Here is a 22,483-nt window from a genome sequence, read left to right as displayed (position 1 = left end):
TGCAGGCGCGGCAGGGAGGAGTAAGGCTACGGCTCCTCCCTGTCTACGGCCGGAATCCGAATTGCTACAGTGGTGCCTTCTCCCTCTGCGCTATGATATGTCAGTCCATACTCGTCTCCGAAATAATTGTGAAGCCGCTGCGCCACATTGATAGTTCCGTAGCCGCTATCGTTCCTGCCGGGGCCGCGCTTCTTATCGCCCTCATGAGTTAATTGCTGGAGCTGAGCCTCCGTCATGCCGATGCCATCGTCCTGGATCGTGAAGCGCAACCCTGTTTCCGTCCTTCGGCCGAAGATCGAGATCGTACCCGTGCGCTCCGGACGCCCGAGAATACCGTGAAGGATTGCATTCTCCACAATCGGCTGGAACGTGATTTTGGGAATCAGGAAGTCCATGATCTCCTCTTCCACTTCAACCTCGTATTTGATCTTATTCTCAAAGCGGATATTTTGAATCTGCACGTAAAAAGCCGCATGGCTAAGCTCCTCGCGAATCGTAATAATGTCTCTCCCGTTGCTCAAGCTCACCTTGTAAAAGCGGGCCAAGGCTCTGACCACTTTCTTAATCTCGCCGTTCATTCCCTCGACAGCCATCCAATTAATGAGATCCAGCGTATTATATAAAAAATGCGGGTTGATTTGCGATTGGAGTGCCTTCAGCTCAGCGCTTTTGACCTCTTGTCCCAGCTTGTACTGCTCCTTGTTCATGCGCGAAATTTGCTCGATCATGAAGTTGTAGGTCCGGATCAGCTCCCCGATCTCGTCCTTTCCCTGGGCTTGCGCCAACGGACTCAGGCTCCCATCCTGTATATCCTTCAAACGCCGGGTCAGCTGGGAAATACGTCTTGTTACGGAAAAAGCCAGCACATAAGCCAGTACGTAGGCTGCTGTTGCAATAATAGCCAGAAGAAAGAGCAGCTCGTTACGCAATTGGCGGCTCTGATTGACGATCTCGTCCAGCGGAATGACGGTGACCATCGACCACTGGGAGGAAGGGATCGGCCGCAGCAAATAGTAGCTGCCACCGCTCTTGAAGCTGATCAAATCCTGATGGGGTGACGGCTCCGGGAAATTCACCTCTAACGGAGGCATCTGCCCTGGATCGGAGGACAATATAATCTGGTTATCCTGGCTTTTTAAAAAGGTGACACTGTGCTTGACAACGTTCGCCTTTTCCAGAATGGTCCGGATCGTATCCGCATTGACGTTGACCCTCAGCTGGCCGATCGTTTCCAAATAGTTGTTCGGGTTGCGGATGCTTCGGGCAACATATAGAAATTTGCCGCGGTCCTGCTTGCTTTCGTCAATTTCGGCAGGGGAGCACCATACGTACTTCACATCCTCCTTTTTGAGACGGGTAAAGCAGGGGGGGATACGGGATGTATCCATCGGCAAAAAATTTTCCGATTCGTTGGAGAAAATATAAGCCCCCTGCACATACAGAAACATGCGGGCGATATCGACGCCGTCCTGAAGCGATTTGAGCAGCTGTTTAAGATCGTTGTAATCCTTCAACTGACGGCTAATGTCGTTCAGTCTGGACGTATCGGTCAATATATCCATCATTAGCGGGTTTGTTGCCATAACATCTGTTGTATCTGCGACCCGCTTGAACCGGTACGTGAGAAACGAGTACGTCTGGTCGAAGCCCTGTTCGGCGGAATAAGTAATATGGCTCGTCATCATTCCCGATATTTTCTCAGAAGCAGCCAGTTGAAAAATGACGAGAGGGCACACGATAAGCACTAAATAGGTCAGCATGATTTTATGGCGCAGCTTCATGTTATAAAGCCATTTGCGGTATAGGCTGCTCAGAAAAAGAATCATGAATGGTAACGCTCCCTGTGCTCCGAAGGTGTCATGCCTGTAGCTTTGCGGAATATTTTGGCGAAATATTCGCCGTCTTTATAGCCTACTTGTGAAGCGATATCCGAAATTTTAAGCCGGTCGTTTTTCAGCAATTGCTTAGCTTTGTCCATCCGGTAATCCATGATGTACTGCCGGATCGTTTTCCCGGTAGCCTCCTTGAAAACCGATATCAGATAGGAGGCCGTCATTTGCAGATGATCGGAAATCTCCTGAACGGATAATTCATCGTTCGAGTAGTGCTGGTGAATATATTTCACGATTTTACTCGCTTTGCTTCCGATGCCCCGCTCGGCCAACGCCTGCTGCAGCTGCTCTGCCTTGGCCTGCAGATACCGGAAAATTTCCTGCTCATAGCTACAGCCAAGAATGAAATTCCAAAGGGACCGGCTTTCCTCCTCCGTCTCAAAAATCGAAAGGCCCAGCCCCGCACCGAATTTATCCAGCTCCATTAGCACTTGATAATACATTTCCTTGACGTTGTTGACTAATGTACCCGGCAGTCTGACGATCCCCTGGTGAAGGGAATGAAGCATTCGCTCCGCTTGTCCGAAGTCGTGCCGCTCCAGCTGTTCTCTGAAATCCTTCACAAAATGATGGTCGAACTGGTACGATACCACCTCTGTAACCGCTCTCTCGTTGTCTGTTGCAATGACGGTACAATAGGGCCCTTTGTAGAACGTTTCCTGTAAATGAAATACAGCGGAGGTGTAGGAACGGCTTAGGAGGGAAGCCTCTTGAACGACGACGCCCGCCGCTATGGCGAATTGGTACGGATGTCTTTTTAACTCCCCGGACAACCAGTCGGCAGCGGCCCCAATATCCTTCCGGCCTAGTGTTCCGCTCTCATCAGCGGCAAACAAATGAAGGATCCAGTGAAGCTCATCCTTCAGAGCGGCCAGCAGAGGGCGCTGCAGCTGCTCCGAGCCTGCAAGGGCAATCGAATCCAGTACCTCCTGCTCCGGATTCGGAGGCAATATTTTGACGATAATCGTTGCACACGGCCTCTTAAGCGGCAGCTGCAGCCCGGCCCAATCCAGCCGTTTGCGCAGCAGCTCCTCATCGTACGCCTCGCGAATCAGCTGCAGAGCCAGCTCCTGTTTCATTAGAGAAGAGCTGGCATGCAGCTGCTCCCTGGAGACGCTGCTCAGCTGCCGCTCCTTTAAACCTATGGAAACGGCCTCCTGCAGCGCCTCCTCCAATTCATCCATATCAAGCGGCTTCTCCACATAGCTGATGGCTTTGAGCGAAATGGCCGCTTTAAGGTATTGTTTGTCTGCATAGCCGCTCATAAAAATGATTTTGCAATCCGGGTACAGGCTGCGGATTTGAAAGGCGAATTCCACGCCGTTCATCCGGGGCATTTTGATATCGGTCAATACGATGTCCGGCTGAAACCGCTGCGCGGTCTCCAAAGCATGTATGCCGTCGAACGCTTCTTCCACCTCCATAATCCCCAGTGAGCTCCATTGGAATGATTTCTTGATGCCTTCTCTTGTCAGTTTCTCGTCTTCAACCAGCAGTAATCTCATGCATGTCCTCCAGTGATCCGGCTAACGGGCGATGCCGTAATGTCTGAGCCTATCATAACGCAATCCCGCGGCCTTTGCCTATTCAGATGAGAGGGAATCCATAAAATGTACAGACAATTGATATTTTGTCAGGTACTTTTCTATTTGAATACTTGATAATCTATGGATACATCAAACGAGGATCAAACAGAGATCGAGGAGAGACACACATGAAAAGTAGATGGTTTCAACGAATAAGGGCTAACAGGACACTGCTTTTAATGCTCGCACCGGCATTCTTGTTCTTCTTTGTGTTCAGCTACATTCCGATGGCGGGGATCGTGCTTGCCTTTAAGCAGTTCCGTTATGATCTGGGTATTTTTAACAGCCCGTGGGTAGGCTTGAACAATTTCAAGTTCTTTTTTATGACCGGCGATGCCTTCAAGGTGACACGCAATACGATGCTGTACAATTTATTTTTTATCGTCATCAATAATGGGCTTCAAATTATCGTGGCGATCCTGCTTGCCGAGATTGCGAGCAAACGATTTCGGAAAACGGCCCAGACGGTCATGTTTCTGCCGTACTTTTTGTCCTGGGTCGTTGTCGGAGCCGTAGCGTACAATCTGTTCAACTATGAGCATGGAACGATCAATACGCTGCTCAAATCGTTGAACATGCCTGTGCTCGATATTTATACGACGCCGGAATATTGGAAATATATTATCGTCATCTTTTCTGCGTGGAAATCGGTAGGGTATGGAGCGGTCTTCTATCTGGCGGCGATTATGAGCATCGATAAAGAGACTTACGAGGCCGCAGATATGGATGGAGCCAATGTCTTTCAACGGATTTGGCATATTACGGTACCATCGCTGAGGCCGACGATAACGGTGCTCGTCTTGTTGGCGATAGGCAACATTTTCAGGGGGGATTTCGGGCTGTTCTATCAGCTGGTGGGCAACAACGGCATGCTGTTCCAAGCTACGGATGTCATTGACACTTACGTCTTCCGCTCGCTGACGGTCAATGGGGAAATCGGCATGTCGGCCGCTATGGGATTCTATCAATCGGTGCTGTGCTTTATCACGATCATGGTCGCTAATTATTTAGTGAAGAAAACGGATAAAGACAATGCCCTATTCTAATCAGAAATTTAAAAAAAGTGTTGAGGTGACATGATGAGTATGTCTTCGGTGGGCGTCACAAAGAAGCCTCTGGATCAAATACTGTTGAATGGGGCGGGTTATATCGTTGTATCTTTCATTGCCATCGTCTGCCTGCTGCCATTTTTGCTTATAGTAAGCGGATCCTTTACCAGTGAAACGACAATTTTGAAGGAAGGGTTCAGCTTGTGGCCCAAATCGTTCTCGTTCAGTGCGTACAGCTATGCGTTAAGCCATCCGCAGCAGTTTATTCGTTCATATCTTTTGACCATTTCGCTGACGGTCATCGGAACCTTGCTGGGCCTTTTCATCTCTGCCATGACCGCCTATGTGCTGCAGAGGCAGGATTTTGAATGGCGTAACGGCTTCTCGTTTTATTTTTACTTTACGACCCTGTTTAACGGCGGTCTGGTTCCCTGGTATATTTTAATCGTCAATTATTTGCATATGAAGGATACGTACTGGGCACTGCTGCTTCCTCCGATGCTGAATGTATTTTATATCTTGATCATGAGAACCTTCCTGAGAAGCATCCCCGATGCGATTACGGAATCGGCAAAGATCGATGGGGCCGGGGACTTTACCATATTCGTCCGTCTCATCCTGCCCTTGTCCAAGCCTGCGCTGGCCACGATCGGTTTGTTTACCGCGCTGATTTATTGGAATGACTGGTATAACTCGCTTCTTTTTGTACAAAGCGATAAGCTGTATACGCTGCAATATTTGCTGTATAAAATGCTTGGCAATTTGGAAGGGGTCCGCAAAATTATGGAGGTCTCCGGCATGAGAGTAGCCGATCTTCCGGGCGAGAGCTTGAAGATGGCCTTGTCGATTCTGGTTACGGGACCTATCGTATTTCTTTACCCGTTCGTACAGCGCTTCTTCGTTCAAGGTCTGACCGTTGGTGCGGTGAAGGGCTAATTTCGGGATGCTCCGGGCCTACCGTCCGGTATCTATATATCATATCATCATCTAAAAGGGGAGTAAGCAGTCATGTGGAATACAAAGCGTTCAAAGCTGTGGGGTAGAGGTCTTATTTTGTCCATGTGTGTAACTGCGGTGCTCAGCGGATGCTCACCTAGCGCAAGTCCGAGCGGCTCGGCAGGAGAAGCCCCCAAGGGAGCTTCGGCCGGAGCGGATACCAGCAAGGAAGTGAAGCTGAAAATGATTTTGCTTGGCTCCAGGCCCGCGGATTTCGATGAGGTTTACGGGGAAGTCAACAAAATAATGAAGGATAAAATTAACGCTACGCTTGATGTAAGCTTTATCGATTGGGGCGATGTGAATCAGAAATACCCGCTCATTTTTGCGGCGAACGAAGATTTCGATTTGGCCTTCTCTGCACCTTGGGCCTTTTATTCGCAGCAATCGACGAAAAACGGCTTTTTGGAGCTGACGGAGGACATGCTGAAGCAGTACGCGCCAAAAACATGGGCGGAGGAACCGAAAGTCGCCTGGGAGCAGGCAAAGATCAACGGCAAAATTTTTATGGTGCCGCAAAATAACTTTGAGTACGATTACCACTTGGTTGCCGTCCGTGGCGATCTGAGAGAGAAGTATAACCTTCCCGAGATCAAAACGTACGATGATTATACGAAATACTTGAAGGCAATCGTCGATGGGGAAAAAGGGACGCTGCCAAGTCTTGGCGCCAGCGAATTCAACTCGGTCGAGCTGCTGCAGCCTAACGAATGGTCTCCCGTTATTAAGCAGTATCCGATTGTATACAAAGTGACGGATCCGTCCGGCAAATTGATCAATTACACGGAAACCCAGGAGTTTAGCGATTTTGTCAAAAATATGTATGCAACAGCCAAAACGGGCGCCTGGAACCGGGATGCGCTGACAAGCAAGATGGATAAGATGCAGGCGTTCAAGGATGGCAAGCTGGCTTCCGTGGAATGGAATATGGGAACCTTGCTCCGCGCCAAATCGGAGATCGGATCGACGCACCCGGACTGGAAGATCGAGATTTATGACCTGACCTCGAATAAAAAACGGTTGGCGAACCCGTACATTAACAACGGGATGTCCGTTCATGCGACCTCGAAAAATCCGGAGCGCGCGCTGATGGCTATTGACCTGCTTCGCTATGACCAGCAAATTCATGACCTGACGAATTACGGCATTCAAGGCAAGCATTATGAAGCGGTGGGCGACAAGCAGTTCAAATCGTTGAAGGGCTCCGTCAACTTCCCTCCTGCGGGAACAGACCCTTGGGGCTGGAACTCCCTGCACGAACGTAATGATGTAGCGGTTGCTGCCGACATCGAAAAGTTTACGGAGCTGTGGAAATCGACACTGACGGTGAATCATCCATTGGAGACGTTCGTATTTGACGATGCGAATGTGAAGAATGAAGAGGCGGCCGTCAACAACATTATGGAAACCTACGGCAAACCGCTGTTTTATGGATTAATCGATCCTAACGATGGCTCGCACGGCCTTGAAGTGTTCAAACAAAAATTGAAGCAGGCCGGCATTGACAAAATCCTTGCGGAGATGCAGAAGCAATCTCAGCCTCTCGTTCAAAAAACGAAGTAAAAGACAGATGCAGGCAGAGAAGCATGGAAATGGCCAACCGCGGTTTCCATGCTTTTTGTAATCGTAAGAAGGATCCGCCCGCCCGGCGGCAATCGGATTCACCGGACTTATCAGAGAGGAGAGTCGTCAGATGACTTATACGTACCCACCGATTAGCAGCAAGCTGCCCCGCCTTATGCATGGGGCCGATTATAACCCGGATCAATGGCAGCACGATCCCAAAGTATTGGAAGAGGATATCCGAATGATGAAGCTGGCCAAGTGCAACGTCATGGCCGTGGGGATTTTTGCCTGGTCCGCACTGGAGCCGGAGGAGGGGGAATTTACATTCGATTGGCTTGACCGTGTGCTGGACCGGTTTGCGGAGAACGGGATTTATGCCTGGCTGGCAACCCCTAGCGGCGCAAGGCCGGCTTGGATGGCTGCGCGCTATCCCGAAGTGCTACGCGTCGGAAGCAATCGTGTCCGCAATCTGTTCGGTGCGCGTCACAATCACTGCTATAGTTCACCGGTTTACCGGGACAAGGTGGCCATCATGAACGCGAGGCTAGCTGAACGCTATGCGAGTCATCCCGCGGTCATTGGCTGGCATATTTCCAATGAATATGGGGGCGATTGTCATTGCGATTATTGCCAGGCGGCATTCCGGCAATGGCTTCAGCGGAAGTATGGGACGCTCAAAGCACTCAATCACGCATGGTGGACCGCATTCTGGAGCCACACCTATACGAGCTGGGAGCAGATCGAATCGCCGGCTCCTCATGGGGAGAACCTGGTTCACGGGATGAATTTGGACTGGAAGCGGTTCGTGACGGACCAAACCGTCGATTTTTGCCGTCACGAAATCGCCCCTTTGAAGTCGGCTAACGCAGACCTGCCGGTAACGACGAACCTGATGGATGCGTATGAGGGGTTGAATTATTGGAAATTTGCCGATGTCCTCGATGTGATCTCGTGGGACGCTTATCCGACCTGGCACGATGCGTCAGATCATAGCGGGCTGGCGGCTTGGTTCAGCTTGAACCACGATATGTTTCGTTCCATCAAAGGCGGCAAGCCGTTTTTGCTGATGGAGAGCACGCCGAGCTTGACGAACTGGCAACCGGTGAGCAAATTGAAGCGTCCGGGCATGCATCTGCTGTCCTCCCTTCAGGCCGTAGCCCATGGCTCGGATTCGGTGCAATATTTTCAGTGGCGCAAGAGCCGTGGGGCCAGTGAGAAGCTTCACGGGGCGGTGATCGATCACGTTGGACATGAGCATACGCGCGTGTTTCAGGATGTGCTGCAGGTTGGGGAAAGCCTGGAGAAGCTGACCGAGCTTCTGGGAACCGGCGTGCAGGCGGAAGCTGCCATTATCTTCGATTGGGAAAACCGCTGGGCGGTGAAGGATTCCCAAGGACCCCGCAACCAAGGTGTCCACTATGAGAAGACCATTCTTGCCCACTATCGGGCGATGTGGGACTTGGGTGTTTCAATGGATGTCCTCAATATGGATTGCGATTACTCCAAATATAAGCTCCTTGTGGCACCGATGCTGTATCTCTTGCGTCCTGGCGTAGGGGAACGGATAGAGCAGTTTGTCCGAAACGGAGGAACCTTCGTAGCCACTTACTGGTCCGGTATCGTGGACGAGCATGATTTGTGCTTTCAAGGGGGATTTCCGGGTCCGCTCCGTACAACGCTCGGCATCTGGTCCGAAGAGATCGACGGTCTGCAGGATCACGACGCGAATTGTCTCGTTATGCGGGACGGGAATCCGCTTGGCCTTGCAGGGGAATATGCGATTCATGAGCTGTGCGACCTGATTCATACGGAAGGAGCGGATGTGCTCGGGACGTACGGGGACGATTTTTATGCCGGACGGCCTGCATTAACGGTGAACCGGCTGGGAGCCGGGAAAGCGTATTATATCGCAGCGAGAGTAGAGGACGCATCGTTTTACGGGCAATTTTACAGTGAAATCGTCCGGGAATCGGCTGTCCGACCCGTGTTGGAGGTTTCATTACCTGCAGGGGTTACGGCGCAAGCGCGTACGAACGGGAAGGAGGATTTTGTGTTCCTGATGAATTTTAGCGGGAAGGAGCAGGAGGTTTCCTTGGGCACTTCCCATTATAAGGATATGCTGTCGGGTGAACGGGTATCGTCGAGGGTGCTTTTACCGCTGCACGGTGTGCGTGTATTGAAGAAGAAAAGATCGTCATAGCCGGATACAAGAGCCCTGCTCCGAGAAGGAGAGATGGGCTCTATTCTTTTAAAACAGCGAGGAATCGGAATGGGCTTAATAAACGGGCGGGACGGGTTTGCTTAACTCGCATTTATTGTTATAATAAGGTCAATTATACAGTGAGGGGATAGCTATGGACTTTATTAGTACTAGAGGCAAGATTCAGAAGTGTGGATTTATCGATGCATTCTTAATGGGATTGGCAGATGACGGTGGATTAATTATTCCTGAACATATACCGGTTGTGCCGCAAGACCAGCTCAAAGCATGGGAGCAGCTGTCCTACCAGGAGCTGATGTTTGAAATCTTTTCTTATTATACGAACGGTGAAATTCCGGACGAGGATTTGAAAGCACTGATTCACGACAGCTACGCGACATTCCGGAGCCCGGATGTCACGCCGATCCACACCATTAACGAATCGCTTCATGTACTGGAGCTGTTCCACGGACCGACCTTTGCGTTCAAGGATGTGGCCTTGCAGTTTATCGGCAACCTGTACTCGTACGTGTCCAAGAAGCAGAACAAAATTATTAACATTCTCGGAGCAACCTCTGGCGACACCGGAGCTGCTGCAATTCAAGGGGTTCGAGGCAAGGAAGGCATCCAAATCTGCATCCTGCATCCGCACAACAAGGTAAGCAAGGTGCAGGAGCTGCAAATGACAACGGTGCATGATGACAATGTACTGAACTTGTCGGTTGAGGGGAATTTCGATGACTGTCAACGCGTTATCAAAGAGCTGTTCGCCGATATTGAGTTCAAGAACAAATACCATCTGCGTGCAATCAATTCGATTAACTTCGTACGTATTTTGGCCCAAACCGTGTACTATTTCTACGCCTACTTCCAAGTAGCGAAGAAGCAGTCTATCGATGCCATCAATTTCAGCGTGCCGACTGGCAATTTCGGTAATATTTTCTCCGGCTACCTGGCTAAGCAAATGGGGCTGCCGATCGGCAAGCTGATCCTGGCTACCAATGAGAACAATATTTTGGAGCGCTTCGTAAAAGAAGGCATCTATATGCCGGGCGATTTCCTGAGCACGTACAGCCCTTCGATGGATATCCAGATTGCGAGCAACTTTGAGCGGTACTTGTATTACCTGAACCAAAAGGATGCCGGCAAAGTAACCGAGCTTATGAACGAGTTCCAACAGAACGGCAAGCTCGTCATCGCAGAAGCGGATATGCCGCAGGTAAGGTCGGACTTCGACGCTCACGGCGTCAAAGGCGCGGAATGTTTACAAATCATTGAGAAGTATAACAAGGAGAGCGGCTATTTGCTTGATCCGCATACCGCTTGCGGCGTTGCAGCGTATGAGGCCTGCAGCGATAAAAATGAGGTGTGTGTCGTATTCGCTACCGCGCACCCGGCCAAGTTCAATGAAGCGCTCGAGCTGATCCCGATTGAGCAGCAATTCCCGAAAGAAATCGAGCAGCTGTTCAATCAGCCGCAGTATCAAACGGTGCTGGATTATTCGAAGGAAGAGATCGTCAAGCAGCTTGAAGCATTCTATAAAGTGTAATATCAATGAGAAACCAGCTGCTGCTCTAACGAGCGGCAGCTGGTTTTGTGTTCTTAGCCTTCGGATAAACCAGCGGGAAACCGTCCCCTTGAATGGTTTCGCCGGGCTGCACTTGGATGTGCGGCTCCATCGGATGCTTGCCGGTGGGCTCATAGCGGGTATGCCCGGGCATATAGTGCACTGCGATCGCTCTGCGCTTGCGCTCGGAGCGGTTGCACGGACTTCCATGCCAGGTCAGGCAGTGATGGTAGCCGACCTGGCCTTTTTTAATTTCGAAAGGAACGGCCTGGATCTGAGCGCCCTCCGGCAGCAGCTCGGGGTGTTTATGATACGGCATAAACTCGGCGTTGCTTTTCAAATGCTTCTGGTGGTTGCCCCATTTGTGACTGCCGGGCACCATCCACATACAGCCATTCTCAATGGTTGCGTCGTCCAGGGCAACCCAGGCACTGACCAGGTCGGCCGGCTGGATAATAGGCCAGGACGGATGATCCTGATGCCAGGCGGTGGGTCCGCCGGTTATCGGGGGCTTATACTGAATTTGGTCATGCCAAATTCTAAGCGTGTCGGTACCGCACAGCTGGGCAACCTCCTCGCATAACGTTTGGTTGCAGGCATGCTGCAGAAACAGGTCGCTCGCCATCCAAATATTGACGATTTGAACGACCGTTTCTTTATTACTGATGGACATGCCGTATTCCGAGCTGCCGTCAAGCAGGTTCCGGTTCAATACGGGCTTTTTGACAGATTGGCCGTTCATGACAAGCTCGAGCTCCTCGCGCAGCTTCTCAACCTCCTCGTCGCTTAAGACGATATCTCCTTTAATAAATCCATTCTTGTCAAACACTTCCAATTGGTCTAATGTAAGCATCAGGGGGCATCCTCTCGATTTGGGGTTTACAGGCATTCATGCTTTGTAACCAAAGCATAGCAAAGGGCGGAGAGGTTAGTCGTTACAGCTTTCGCATAACGTTTTGCACTTTTCACATATTGGAGCATACAAGTTATCAAAGCAGAGGAGAAGGAGGCGGGGCGTGTGAACGAGTCTGTGGAGAAATTTGTGAGGGCGACCTATCGTACATCGCTTTCCCGGCTGAGACCGGTCGTTAATTTTGCGAACCGGTTGAAGACCAAGCAGGGACAAAGCTGGGGACCCCGAACGATTTCGGATTGCCAGCTGATCTTTGTTATTTCAGGTCAGGCGGAAGTGACGATCGGCCCCCAAACGTATCGGATCAGCTCGGGGGAATGCGTGTTTTACGGAGCCGACAGCCCGCACTGGATTAGATCCTCCGCATCGGATCCTGTCACGTTCAGCAGTATTCATTTTTCCTGGGAACGGGAGTCGCTGACTCCGTTGATCCCGCTGCCGGAAATACAGGATTGCCAGGAGCATGAGCTGTCGCGTGAGCCGGCATCGTATATCGTCCTGCATGGCGACGGTGACGAGCGGATGGTTCCCCATCACTGCATGCTGCCGGAGCTGGAGCCGCTATTCTTGAGTATTGTCGCCGAATACCGCGGGGAAAGCTACGGCTACGAGACGAGCATGCAGTCGCTGCTCACGCAATTATTGGTGCGCATGCTGCGTGACCCGCGGGCTGGCCGCGCGGCTTCGGCACACCTTGCGCACAAAATAGAGCCGGCGCTGCATGCGCTGCGTACCGAGCCGGATGTTTACTGGACTACGGAGCGGTTAGCCGCCTTGTGCGGGTACCATCCGACCTATTTTGCCGCCCTGTTCCGGGAATTGACAGGCGAGAAGCCGAAGCATTACATTGTGCTGGAGCGAATCAAAAGGGCGAAGCAGCTGCTTTTGGAAGACAGTACGATTGAACAAACGGCACATAAGCTGGGGTATACGAGTGTGCATTATTTTTGCCGGAATTTTAAAGAGGCTACGGGACTGACACCTACGGAATTCAAGCGGCAGATGAAAGTTCTGTAAGCGATGGAGGAATTCGATGAACCTGTTCCACTTTAGCGAGGAAAGCTCGATTGAGGTTTTTGTGCCCCGTGTAAAAGAAAATCGTACGGATATGCCGCCTGTCGTTTGGGCGATTGATGAAGAACATGAATATACTTTTTACTTTCCCCGGGATTGTCCCCGAATTGTGTATTCCAGAACAGATGAAATCAATGAGGAGGACCGCGCCAGGTTTTTTGGCTTGAGCGACTCGGAACGGATCATAACCGTTGAGACCGGTTGGTACGAACGAATAAAAAATACAACGCTTTACAGATATACGTTTCCTGCGGATACGTTCCGGCTGTTTGATGCATGTGCCGGATACTACATATCGACGGAGACGGTAAAACCATTGAGCGTGGAGCCGCTCGATCATCTTCTAGACAGGCTCATCAGCCTGAATGTGGAAATCAGATTTACGCCCAGCCTCCACCCGCTGAGAAACGCTCTTGTAAACTCATCGGTACAAGATTTCGGCATTCACCGCTTTGCGAATGCCCAAAGCCATCCTCTATGATTTTCCCCGATAAAAAAAGATGAAGCCCGTTAAGGCTTCACCTTTCCTTCAAAAACCACTTGATTCAAATCCACGCGAGTATTCGGCACTTCCCGTTCACGCAAGCCGTCAGGCAGCTGGGCAGCGTCCCCTTGATACCCCAGAGCAATAACGGCATGAAGCTCGTATTGGTCCGGTACATTCAGCAGCGTCCGGGCCTTCTCGCGATCGAAGCCGCCAATTGCATGGCTTGCGATTCCAAGCAGGCTCGCCTGCAAAGCTATGTATCCCCAAGCAGCACCGGCATCGAATGCATGCGCCCCGTTCGGGTCGCCGTTAGCTCTCAGTTTATCGGAAGCAACGACGAGAAGCACAGAGGCTTTCGAAGCCCAGCTCCGGTTGAATTCATTCAAAATTTCATGAAACACTTGCAGTTGTTCATCGGTCTTGGCAACAATGAAACGCCATGGCTGATCGTTGTAGGAGGATGGTGCCCAATGAGCGGCTTCGAGAATGGTATTCAGATCCTGATCCGATACGCTCCGATCAGAGAAGGCACGCGGAGACCAGCGGTTCAGAAAAGCGGGAGAAACCGGATATTGCGACTTGCGGTTCGCGCGGACTTCGGGAGTCAATTCCGTAGTGAAAGTATTAGCATTGCTCATTTGATATAACCACCTTTCAATGAGATGAGTGCACTATTAAATATAGCATCCGCCCAGCCGGAATTCAATCATTAATTCGATAAAATTTATCGGAAAAGTATGAAATGATTTCATCATAAAATTTTCAACCTTTTTAAAGATATTTCTCCATAGGTTTAGAACGCTCCAGCGGATACAATGAGCACATAGAAAGGATCCATGACTCCAACCAATGAAAAGAAATCGGGGTGTCGCTTTTGAACGAAACACTTGTGCTGATGGAGAACATTGATAAAGCCTTCCCGGGAGTTCAGGCATTGAAGCAGTGCCGATTCGAGCTGCGGGCAGGAGAGGTGCATGCGCTGGTCGGGGAGAACGGCGCCGGCAAATCGACACTAATGAAAGTGCTTACAGGCGTGTATCCGAAGGATTCGGGGCACATCGTCTACCAGGGCAAGGAAATAACGATCCCGAATACGAAGGCCGCTCAGGATTTGGGGATCAGCATTATCCACCAGGAGCTGAATCTGATGCCCCACCTGACAGTTGCCCAAAACATCTACATCGGAAGGGAGCCCCGGAGGGCGGTTAAGCTTTTTCTAAATGATCGCGAGCTTCACGAGAAGGTCAGCCGCTTGCTTCAGCGCATGAATTTGAATCTGGATCCGGGAACGCGGGTGTCGGAGCTGACGGTCGCCAAGCAGCAAATGGTTGAAATTGCGAAGGCGCTCTCGTTCGATGCTCAAGTGCTCATTATGGATGAACCGACCGCGGCTTTAACGGATTCGGAAATCGAAGATCTGTTCCGGATGATCGAGCAGCTGCGGAGCAGCGGAGTCGGTATTGTGTATATCTCGCACCGGATGGAGGAGCTGAAGCGGATCAGCGACCGGATTACGATCATGCGGGACGGGTGCTACATCGACACGGTAGCTACGGACAACGTAACGATCGAGGAGATCATTGCCAAAATGGTCGGCAGGCCCGTGTATACGGGGAACAAGCCCGAGGTTGCCTCGGGACAGCGCGAGAAGGTGCTGGAGGTTCGTAATTTGAACCGGGGCAGCGAGCTGAAGGAGATCAGCTTCCATCTGAATAAAGGCGAGATTTTGGGCTTCGCCGGGTTGATGGGAGCGGGGCGAACGGAGGTGGCCCGGGCGATTTTCGGTGCGGATCCGATCGATTCCGGGGAGATCCTGATTCATGGGAACAAGGTTCGCATCCAGCAGCCCCACGATGCGGTTGCCCAAGGGATCGGTTATTTGTCCGAGGACCGGAAGCGGTTCGGCTTGATGGTCGATATGGATGTGAAGACGAACATTGCCGTTGCATCCTACCGGCGCTTTAGAAGTGCATGGGGCGGGATGCACGACGAAGCGATAGCTCAGGCGGCCGCAGGGTATGTGGATACGATGAAAATTAAGACGCCAAGCATCGATCAGCAGGTCAAATATTTGTCCGGGGGCAATCAGCAAAAGGTCGTAATCAGCAAATGGCTCGAGAGAGACTGCGACATTCTCATCTTTGACGAGCCGACGCGCGGGATCGACGTCGGGGCCAAGAGCGAAATTTACAAGCTGCTGGACGAACTGGCGGAGCAGGGAAAGTCGATCCTTATGATCTCCTCGGAGCTGCCCGAGATTATTCGGATGAGCCATCGGATTCTCGTTATGTGCGAGGGTCGCATCACCGGTGAGCTGAGCAGGGGGGAAGCGACACAGGAAGCTATCATGAGGTACGCAACTATGCGTAATTAGGGGGAAGAGCATAACGATGAAAATGACCATATTGAAGCCGCAGTCCGCTGTTTCCAACCGGGCGAACCAATCCGGCGCAACGCAAAAGCTGCTGGCATTTGCAAGCCTGATCTTATTGATTATTGTGTTCTCGCTATCTTCAAGCAATTTTTTTCAATTCGATAATATTGTCGCTATCATATTGGCAACGGCGGTGACCGGGGTGCTGGCCCTCGGTTCCACATTCGTCATTATCACAGGAGGTATCGACTTGGCGGTCGGTACGGTTATGACGTTCGCCTCCGTGATGACGGGAGTTATGATCACGACCTGGCATTTGCCGATGCCATTAGGGATTGTAGGCGGGATTGCGACGGGTGCCCTCTGCGGTCTGATCAGCGGCTTGGCGGTAGCAAGAATGAACATTCCGCCGTTTATTGCAACGCTGGCTATGATGATGATTACGAAGGGGCTGTCGCTGGTTATTTCGGGAACGAAGCCGATTTATTTTAACGATACGCCTGTTTTTTCCCAAATTTCGATGGGCTCCGTGTTAAATGCTATCATTCCCGGCCTGGAAATTCCGAATGCCGTCCTTATTTTCTTCGGATTGGCCATTGTGGCAAGCATTATTTTATCGAAAACGATTATCGGCAGATACAATTTTGCGCTGGGCAGCAACGAGGAAGCGACGAGGTTATCCGGCGTTAACGTGAACTATTGGAAAATTACGATTTACACCTTAACGGGTATTTTCAGCGGGATTGCGGGCATATTGATGGCCTCGCGCTTAAATTCCGCACAGCCGGCTCTAGGCCAAGGCTATGAATTGGAAGCGATTGCAGCCGTAGTTATCGGGGGCACCTCGTTAAGCGGCGGGCAGGGCTCCATTCTGGGTACTGTCATCGGGGCATTGATCATGAGCGTGCTGACCAACGGGCTCCGTATTCTTTCGGTACCGCAGGAATGGCAGACCGTTATTGTCGGTTTGGTTGTCATTTTGGCCGTATATACGGACATTTTGCGCCGCCGGCGCAAGTCGTAGCATGCATCCGACGACGCAGCAGTAGAAGCGGATCAGGACCGGTATAAGCTCCATATGGAGTTGCATACAACACAAATCAGGAAGATGAAGGGGAGATTGGACATGAGCTTACGGATCGGTACAAAAAGGTGGATGGCTGTTCCTGCCATCATGTTATTAGCGGCAACCGTACTGGGAGCCTGCGGTGGAGGCAATACGGCGCAGCAGACCGCCAAGACGCCTGCCCCGGCTGATAAACCGGCCGCCACGGCACCTGCACCGGCGGCAGACCCGAAGAAGACGGACAAAATTTACATCCCCGTCATTTCCAAGGGCTTCCAGCATCAATTTTGGCAGGCGGTGAAGCAGGGGGCCGAAAAGGCAGCCAAGGAATTTCAGGTAGAGATCACCTTTGAAGGACCGGAAACGGAATCGCAGGTGGATAAACAAATCGAGATGCTGCAGGCAGCGCTCGGCAAAAATCCGAAGGCAATTGCCTTTGCCGCATTGGACAGCAAGGCATCGATTCCGCTGCTGCAAAAGGCGAAGGCGGCCAACATTCCTGTCGTCGGCTTTGACTCTGGCGTCGACAGCGATATTCCTATTACGACGGCGGCCACGGACAACGTAGCTGCAGCAGCGCTGGCGGCAGACAAGATGGCTGAGCTGATTAACAGCGAAGGGGAAATTGCCCTGGTCGTGCATGACCAAACAAGCCGTACCGGGATTGACCGGCGCGATGGCTTCGTGAACCGGATCAAGGAAAAGTATCCGAAAATCAAAATCGTAGATATTCAATACGGCGGCGGGGATCAGCTGAAATCAACCGATTTGGCTAAAGCGATCATCCAGGCGCATCCGAATGTGAAGGGCTTTTTCGGTGCCAATGAGGGCTCGGCGATCGGCGTGCTGAATGCTGTCGGCGAGATGAAGAAGGACGGTAAAATTATCGTCATCGGTTATGACTCCGGGAAGCAGCAGATCGACGCGATCAAGAGCGGCAAGATGGCAGGCGCCATTACGCAGGATCCGATCGGGATCGGCTACTGGTCCGTCAAAGCGGCGGTGCAGGCTATTAAAGGGGAGACGGTGAAAAAGTCCATCGACACCGGGTTCCATTGGTATGACAAGACGAACATCGACTCGGCTGAGATCAAGCCGCTGCTTTACAATTAATTCGGTACGAGTACCGGGAAGCGAGTTATCGGGAAGAGCCGCAGACGGATTTGTCTGCGTGCTCTTTTTGCATAGAATCAGTATAATGACAGTATTCATACGAATATTTTTCAAGGGGTAACGTCCATGTACAAAATGATACTGATCGACGATGAGGATGAAGTAAGGGAAGGCATCAAGCGAAAGACCGATTGGCATGCTTGCGGCTTCGACCTGATCGGCGATTTCGATAACGGCCGCGATGCGCTTGATGCGATGGAGACATTGGCCCCAGATGCCGTCATTACCGATATTTGCATGCCGTTTATGGACGGGTTGGAGCTGGCGGGACATATCGCAGAGCGCTATCCGGATGTGCTGGTAGTCATCGTAACCGGCTATGAGCAGTTCGAGTATGCAAAGCAAGCGATCCGACTCAAGGTGCATGATTATTTGCTGAAGCCAATCAACAGCGAGGAGTTCAACGGCTTTCTTCACCGAATGAAGCTGGAGCTTGACGAGAAACGCAGGCAAAAGGAGGACTTGACCCTTCTGAGGCATCAGCTGAATCAGAGCCTTCCGCTGCTGCGGGAGCGTTTTCTGGAAAGGCTGGTGACCTCAAGCATGAAACCGGAGGAAAGGGAAAGAAAGTTTCAGTTTTTTCAGCTGAGGCTGTCAGGCAGTCATTACCTTGCTCTGGTTGCTGAGGTTGATGATTTTACGCGGGAGGGCATAGAGCTGACCGAAGGGACGGACGCGGAGCTGCTCCGGTTTGCAGCTTTCAATATTATTCAGGAAATTTTCGAGCAGGATCACCAAGGGCTTGTGTTCCGAACCCGCGACGATAAGTTCGCAATTGTGTTCTCGGGAGAGCCGGAGTCGCTCGAAACCCGTGCGCAGCTGCTTGCGGAGCAGGCCAAATACAGTACAGCCAAATATTTGAATTTGTCGGTTACGCTGGGCATAGGCACCTTGACCTCGTCATTGGAGCAAATTTCAACCTCATTTCAGAAAGCGCTTTCTGCACTGGATTACCGGTTTCTGCTCGGACGTAATCAGATTATTTCGATCAACGATATGGAATTCGGCAAGGTGATGGACCACGCGGGGTATTTAGAGTGGGAGAAGCAGGTGCTTTCCGCTGTGAAGTCCGGTAAAAGCCGGCAGGTCACTCACGTATTGGAGGGATGGATGGAGGAGCTGAAGGGATCCTCCTGTTCGGTTGAGCAATGTCTGGGCTGGTTTCACCGGCTGCTTGTATCACTGGGGAATCTGGTGCAGGAAATGGGCTTCGACAGCGCGGAGCTGCTGGGACCCCACCCGGTATCCCGGCTTTCCGGCATGAAAACGCTGGATGAAGTGAAGCGCTGGCTGGAGACGACCTGTCACTGCATGCTCGTGTCGTTTTCGGAGAAGCGCGAGCACGTTGCAGAGTCGCAAATCCGCAAGGCGATCGCTTTTATACATGAGAATTACCCTGACGAGCAGCTGTCCCTCCCGCAGGTTTGCCAGCACATTTATATGAGCATCAGTTATTTCAGCGCCATGTTCAAGCAGCATACGGGCGTCACCTTTATCGAGTATGTCACCCGCTACCGGATGGGCAAAGCGAAGGAGCTGCTGGCCGTCACGCAGTATAAGACCTATGACGTTGCAGCCAGAGTAGGCTACGGCGACCCGCAATATTTCAGCATTATCTTCAAGCGGCATACCGGGATGACACCGAAGGAGTACCGCATGACAGCGAGGGAGGGAAGCGGCGGCCATGAGGCATAGAGGTCCTTTTGCGCTTCGGTTCAAAAGCATTCATACGGGCATTGCGCTCGCTTTTTCCTGCCTCATTCTATGTACGACCGCCATTCTAAGCTACAATTCGTACCGTTTGTCCGCCGATGCGGTGACCGACAACTCGCTGGTATATACCTCCGAGCTGATTACCCAATTGAATACGAACATTCAAACCTATATCGGCAATATGGAAAGCATCTCTACCCTCGCAATGAGCAACGGCGATTTGGAGCGGTACTTATCGCTGCCCGATCCGGATAGTGAGGAAGCGAGGTCGTTAGCGAAGCAGCTGAGTCCTTTCTTCCGCTCCATCGTGAAATCCCGCAGCGACATCGCCTCGATCGTGCTTGTGGGATCGAACGGCACCGTGGTGTCGGACCGGGATTATGCCCGCTATAAGGGACAGGAAGAGCTTGCAGATCAAGACTGGTATACCAAAGCGGTATCTGCGAAGGGGCGCGTCGTGATCTCTTCATCGCATGTGCAGCATATTTTTCAGAACGAGTATCGGTGGGTAGTTTCCATCAGCCGCCAGCTGGGTGGCGATAATTCTTTGTCCGATAAAGGAAAAGGGGTGCTGCTTGTCGATCTGAACTACAACCTGATCAACGACTTGTGCAGGCAAATTCATTTGGGCCAAAGAGGCTACGTGTTCATTCTCGACCCCTCCGGCGATATGATCTATCATCCGCAGCAGCAAATCGTATACACGGGCTTAAAGTCGGAGGATATTCAGACCCTATTGGCTTCTCCGGACGGTCCCATTGCGGCAGGCTCCGGCAGCGGGGAAAAGATGTACACCCTTCGCACGAACTCGTACGGCTGGAAAACCGTCGGTGTGATTTACCCGGAGGAATTGGTCGGGAATAAAAAAGAGATGCAGCTTTCTTCGGCGCTGTGGGGTTTTCTGTGCTTAATTACTGCGCTGGCCATTTCCGTCATGCTTTCCTATACCTTAACGAAGCCGATCAAGCATCTGGACGCCCGGATGAAGCAGGTGGAAAAGGGCAATTTCGACATTCGCGTCGATATTGAGAGTGTGAACGAAATGGGCAAGCTGGCCCGCACGTTCAACCTAATGATCAGCAAAATCAAGGAATTGATGCATCAGATCGTCGAAGAGCAGGAAATGAAACGGATCAGTGAGCTGAAGGCGCTTCAGGCGCAGATTCAGCCGCATTTCTTGTACAATACGCTGGACTCCATTATCTGGATGGCGGAAACTGGAAAAATGGAGGACGTTGTGCGGATGACCTCGGCCTTGTCCAAGCTGTTTCGCGCCAGCATCAGCAAAGGGGAGGAGCTTGTGCCGATCGGCGTGGAGCTGGAGCATATCCGGAATTACTTGACCATTCAGCATATCCGTTACCGTAACAAATTTACTTATTCCATCGAGGTGGACCCGGAGATTCAGGATTTTAAGATTTTAAAAATTGTGCTGCAGCCTTTGGTGGAAAATGCGATTTACCATGGAATCAAAAACAGCAGCGAAACCGGCCATATCCGCATTACCGGATCGTACCGGGAGGGCGGCACCATTGAGCTTCGGGTTATCGACAACGGCATCGGGATGGAGCAGGAAAAGGCAGATGCCTTGTTATTGAAAGGCAGAGCGATGGAGAATGGAAAAGGCTTCGGGCTTCATAATGTGAATCATCGTATTCAGCTTTATTTTGGTCCCGCATACGGCTTATCGTTCGAGAGCGAGCCGGAGGAAGGGACGACGGCAGTACTCGTCATTCCGGCGCTGCCGCCTGGAGGTGAATGAATGGTTAAGCGATTGGCTGGTTTCATTGTTCTTGCAGCACTATTGTCCTATGCGTTGTATATCGGACCGAGTATGGTGTCCGGCCAGCTGGAAACGCCCAATAACCGGATCGTCTATATTCCCAAAACGATTGATCAGCGTGTCGAATTTTGGCAGGTGATGAATCAGGGAGTGCTGGCTGCAGCGAAAGAGTTTAATGCGCAGGTTACCGTCATAGGTACGGAAAAGGAATCGGACATTGACGGTCAAATCCGGGTACTGGAAGAAGCAATCCTTCAAAAGCCGAAGGCGATCATTTTGGCGGCAACCGACTACAACCGGCTCGTTCCCGCAGCGCAAAAAGCCGTTCAGGCCGGTATTTTGCTTATTACGGTCGACTCGGCATTAAACGGCGATACTGCGGCAAGCTTCATTGCCACCGACAATTATACGGCCGGCCAAAAAGCGGGTCAGGCGCTGCGGAAGTGGGTTCCTGATGGCGGGAACGTCGCGATCATCAATTTTGTTGAAGGCTCTGCCACGGCGATGGAGCGGGAGCAGGGCGTACGCGACAGCCTGAAGACGAACGGGCGGGACATGCTGCACGTCGTGGACACCTTTTACAGCGGAGCTTCGGAGGAGAAGGCTTACGAGCTGACGATCCGCTTGCTGAAGGAGCAGCCGGGACTGGACGGGATTATCGGCTTGAACGAGCCGTCGGCAGTCGGAGCGGGCAGAGCGATCAAAGACTTGGGGATGTCGCATCAAATTAAGCTGATCGGGTTCGACAGCTCGATGGACGAGGTTGCCTTTCTGGAGGACGGCACGATGCAGGCAACGGTCGTGCAAAAGCCTTTTACAATGGGGTATTTGGCCGTTCAAACGGCAATACAGACGCGTAAAGGAAAAGAGGTGCGCCGGATCGATACCGGTTCGGAGGTCATCACCAAGCAGGACATGTACACGAATGAGAATCAAAAGCTGCTGTTCCCGTTCGTCGAGAAATAAGAGCGGACAAACCGTAACCGTTTCCAAATGTAAGAAGCCATTTCTGATATTCATAAGACGGGTTGGACGTCAGAGCTT

General features: G+C 51.4%; 17 protein-coding genes. 13 read left to right on the top strand and 4 right to left on the bottom strand.

All coding sequences use genetic code 11. The features are described from left to right. Positions 1–26 precede the first annotated feature (26 nt). On the bottom strand, positions 27–1,826 hold the full coding sequence (locus tag CF651_RS13405; protein WP_094015348.1) for a cache domain-containing sensor histidine kinase: 1,800 nt from the start codon (positions 1,824–1,826) through the stop codon (positions 27–29). After that, complete coding sequence (locus tag CF651_RS13400) at positions 1,823–3,397, bottom strand: response regulator (RefSeq protein WP_094015347.1); 1,575 nt, start codon at positions 3,395–3,397, stop codon at positions 1,823–1,825. The genes CF651_RS13405 and CF651_RS13400 overlap by 4 nt, the downstream gene beginning before the upstream one ends. A 209-nt stretch (positions 3,398–3,606) precedes the next feature. Here CF651_RS13400 and CF651_RS13395 point away from each other — a divergent pair, with 209 nt between their 5' ends. From CF651_RS13395 to thrC, 5 genes are all read left to right on the top strand, one after another. Beyond that, entirely contained in the window at positions 3,607–4,524 is a 918-nt protein-coding gene (locus CF651_RS13395) for an ABC transporter permease (protein WP_094015346.1), read from the top strand. Between the two features lie 39 nt (positions 4,525–4,563). Beyond that, complete coding sequence (locus CF651_RS13390; protein WP_094015345.1) at positions 4,564–5,463, top strand: carbohydrate ABC transporter permease; 900 nt, start codon at positions 4,564–4,566, stop codon at positions 5,461–5,463. Positions 5,464–5,535: 72 nt separating this feature from the next. Continuing rightward, the gene (locus CF651_RS13385) at positions 5,536–7,086 is read left to right on the top strand and encodes an ABC transporter substrate-binding protein (RefSeq protein ID WP_245855866.1); all 1,551 of its coding nucleotides are present in this window, start codon (positions 5,536–5,538) and stop codon (positions 7,084–7,086) included. A 130-nt stretch (positions 7,087–7,216) separates the two neighbouring features. After that, positions 7,217–9,289: a beta-galactosidase gene (locus CF651_RS13380; RefSeq protein ID WP_094015344.1), complete on the top strand. Its 2,073-nt coding sequence runs from the start codon at positions 7,217–7,219 to the stop codon at positions 9,287–9,289. Positions 9,290–9,443: 154 nt separating this feature from the next. Further along, positions 9,444–10,838 (top strand): threonine synthase, encoded by a 1,395-nt coding sequence (thrC, locus tag CF651_RS13375; protein WP_094015343.1) that lies wholly within the window; start codon positions 9,444–9,446, stop codon positions 10,836–10,838. Between the two features lie 25 nt (positions 10,839–10,863). Here thrC and CF651_RS13370 read toward each other — a convergent pair whose 3' ends face one another. After that, on the bottom strand, positions 10,864–11,709 hold the full coding sequence (locus CF651_RS13370) for a phytanoyl-CoA dioxygenase family protein (protein ID WP_094015342.1): 846 nt from the start codon (positions 11,707–11,709) through the stop codon (positions 10,864–10,866). A 165-nt stretch (positions 11,710–11,874) separates the two neighbouring features. On the opposite strand from CF651_RS13370, the gene CF651_RS13365 reads away from it, so the two are divergent. After that, positions 11,875–12,786 carry a helix-turn-helix domain-containing protein gene (locus CF651_RS13365; RefSeq protein WP_094015341.1) on the top strand — a complete coding sequence of 304 codons (912 nt, stop codon included), beginning with the start codon at positions 11,875–11,877 and terminating at the stop codon, positions 12,784–12,786. Positions 12,787–12,802: 16 nt separating this feature from the next. Then, a complete protein-coding gene (locus CF651_RS13360; protein ID WP_094015340.1) occupies positions 12,803–13,324 on the top strand; it encodes a DUF6886 family protein in 522 nt (173 codons plus the stop codon). Between the two features lie 29 nt (positions 13,325–13,353). Here the strand turns inward: CF651_RS13360 and CF651_RS13355 are convergent, their stop codons facing one another. Continuing rightward, complete coding sequence (locus CF651_RS13355) at positions 13,354–13,968, bottom strand: nitroreductase family protein (protein WP_094015339.1); 615 nt, start codon at positions 13,966–13,968, stop codon at positions 13,354–13,356. Between the two features lie 236 nt (positions 13,969–14,204). Between CF651_RS13355 and CF651_RS13350 the strand changes: the two genes are divergently transcribed. The 6 genes from CF651_RS13350 (at position 14,205) to CF651_RS13325 (ending at position 22,405) form a co-directional block, all read left to right on the top strand. Next, complete coding sequence (locus CF651_RS13350) at positions 14,205–15,704, top strand: sugar ABC transporter ATP-binding protein (RefSeq protein ID WP_094015338.1); 1,500 nt, start codon at positions 14,205–14,207, stop codon at positions 15,702–15,704. Between the two features lie 16 nt (positions 15,705–15,720). Next, positions 15,721–16,728 carry an ABC transporter permease gene (locus CF651_RS13345; protein WP_179232794.1) on the top strand — a complete coding sequence of 336 codons (1,008 nt, stop codon included), beginning with the start codon at positions 15,721–15,723 and terminating at the stop codon, positions 16,726–16,728. Positions 16,729–16,830: 102 nt separating this feature from the next. After that, positions 16,831–17,883 carry an ABC transporter substrate-binding protein gene (locus CF651_RS13340; protein WP_245855865.1) on the top strand — a complete coding sequence of 351 codons (1,053 nt, stop codon included), beginning with the start codon at positions 16,831–16,833 and terminating at the stop codon, positions 17,881–17,883. A 126-nt stretch (positions 17,884–18,009) separates the two neighbouring features. Continuing rightward, the gene (locus CF651_RS13335) at positions 18,010–19,638 is read left to right on the top strand and encodes a helix-turn-helix domain-containing protein (protein ID WP_094015337.1); all 1,629 of its coding nucleotides are present in this window, start codon (positions 18,010–18,012) and stop codon (positions 19,636–19,638) included. Beyond that, a complete protein-coding gene (locus tag CF651_RS13330; protein WP_094015336.1) occupies positions 19,628–21,418 on the top strand; it encodes a cache domain-containing sensor histidine kinase in 1,791 nt (596 codons plus the stop codon). Before CF651_RS13335 ends, CF651_RS13330 begins: the two co-directional genes overlap by 11 nt. Continuing rightward, complete coding sequence (locus tag CF651_RS13325) at positions 21,419–22,405, top strand: substrate-binding domain-containing protein (RefSeq protein WP_094015335.1); 987 nt, start codon at positions 21,419–21,421, stop codon at positions 22,403–22,405. It begins immediately after the preceding gene. Positions 22,406–22,483: the final 78 nt, after the last annotated feature.

The sequence above is a fragment of the Paenibacillus rigui genome, assembly GCF_002234615.1.
Lineage (GTDB): Bacteria > Bacillota > Bacilli > Paenibacillales > NBRC-103111 > Paenibacillus_S > Paenibacillus_S rigui.
The sequence above is the reverse complement of the archived record's forward strand: the minus strand, read 5'-3'. Positions and strand labels throughout refer to the sequence as shown.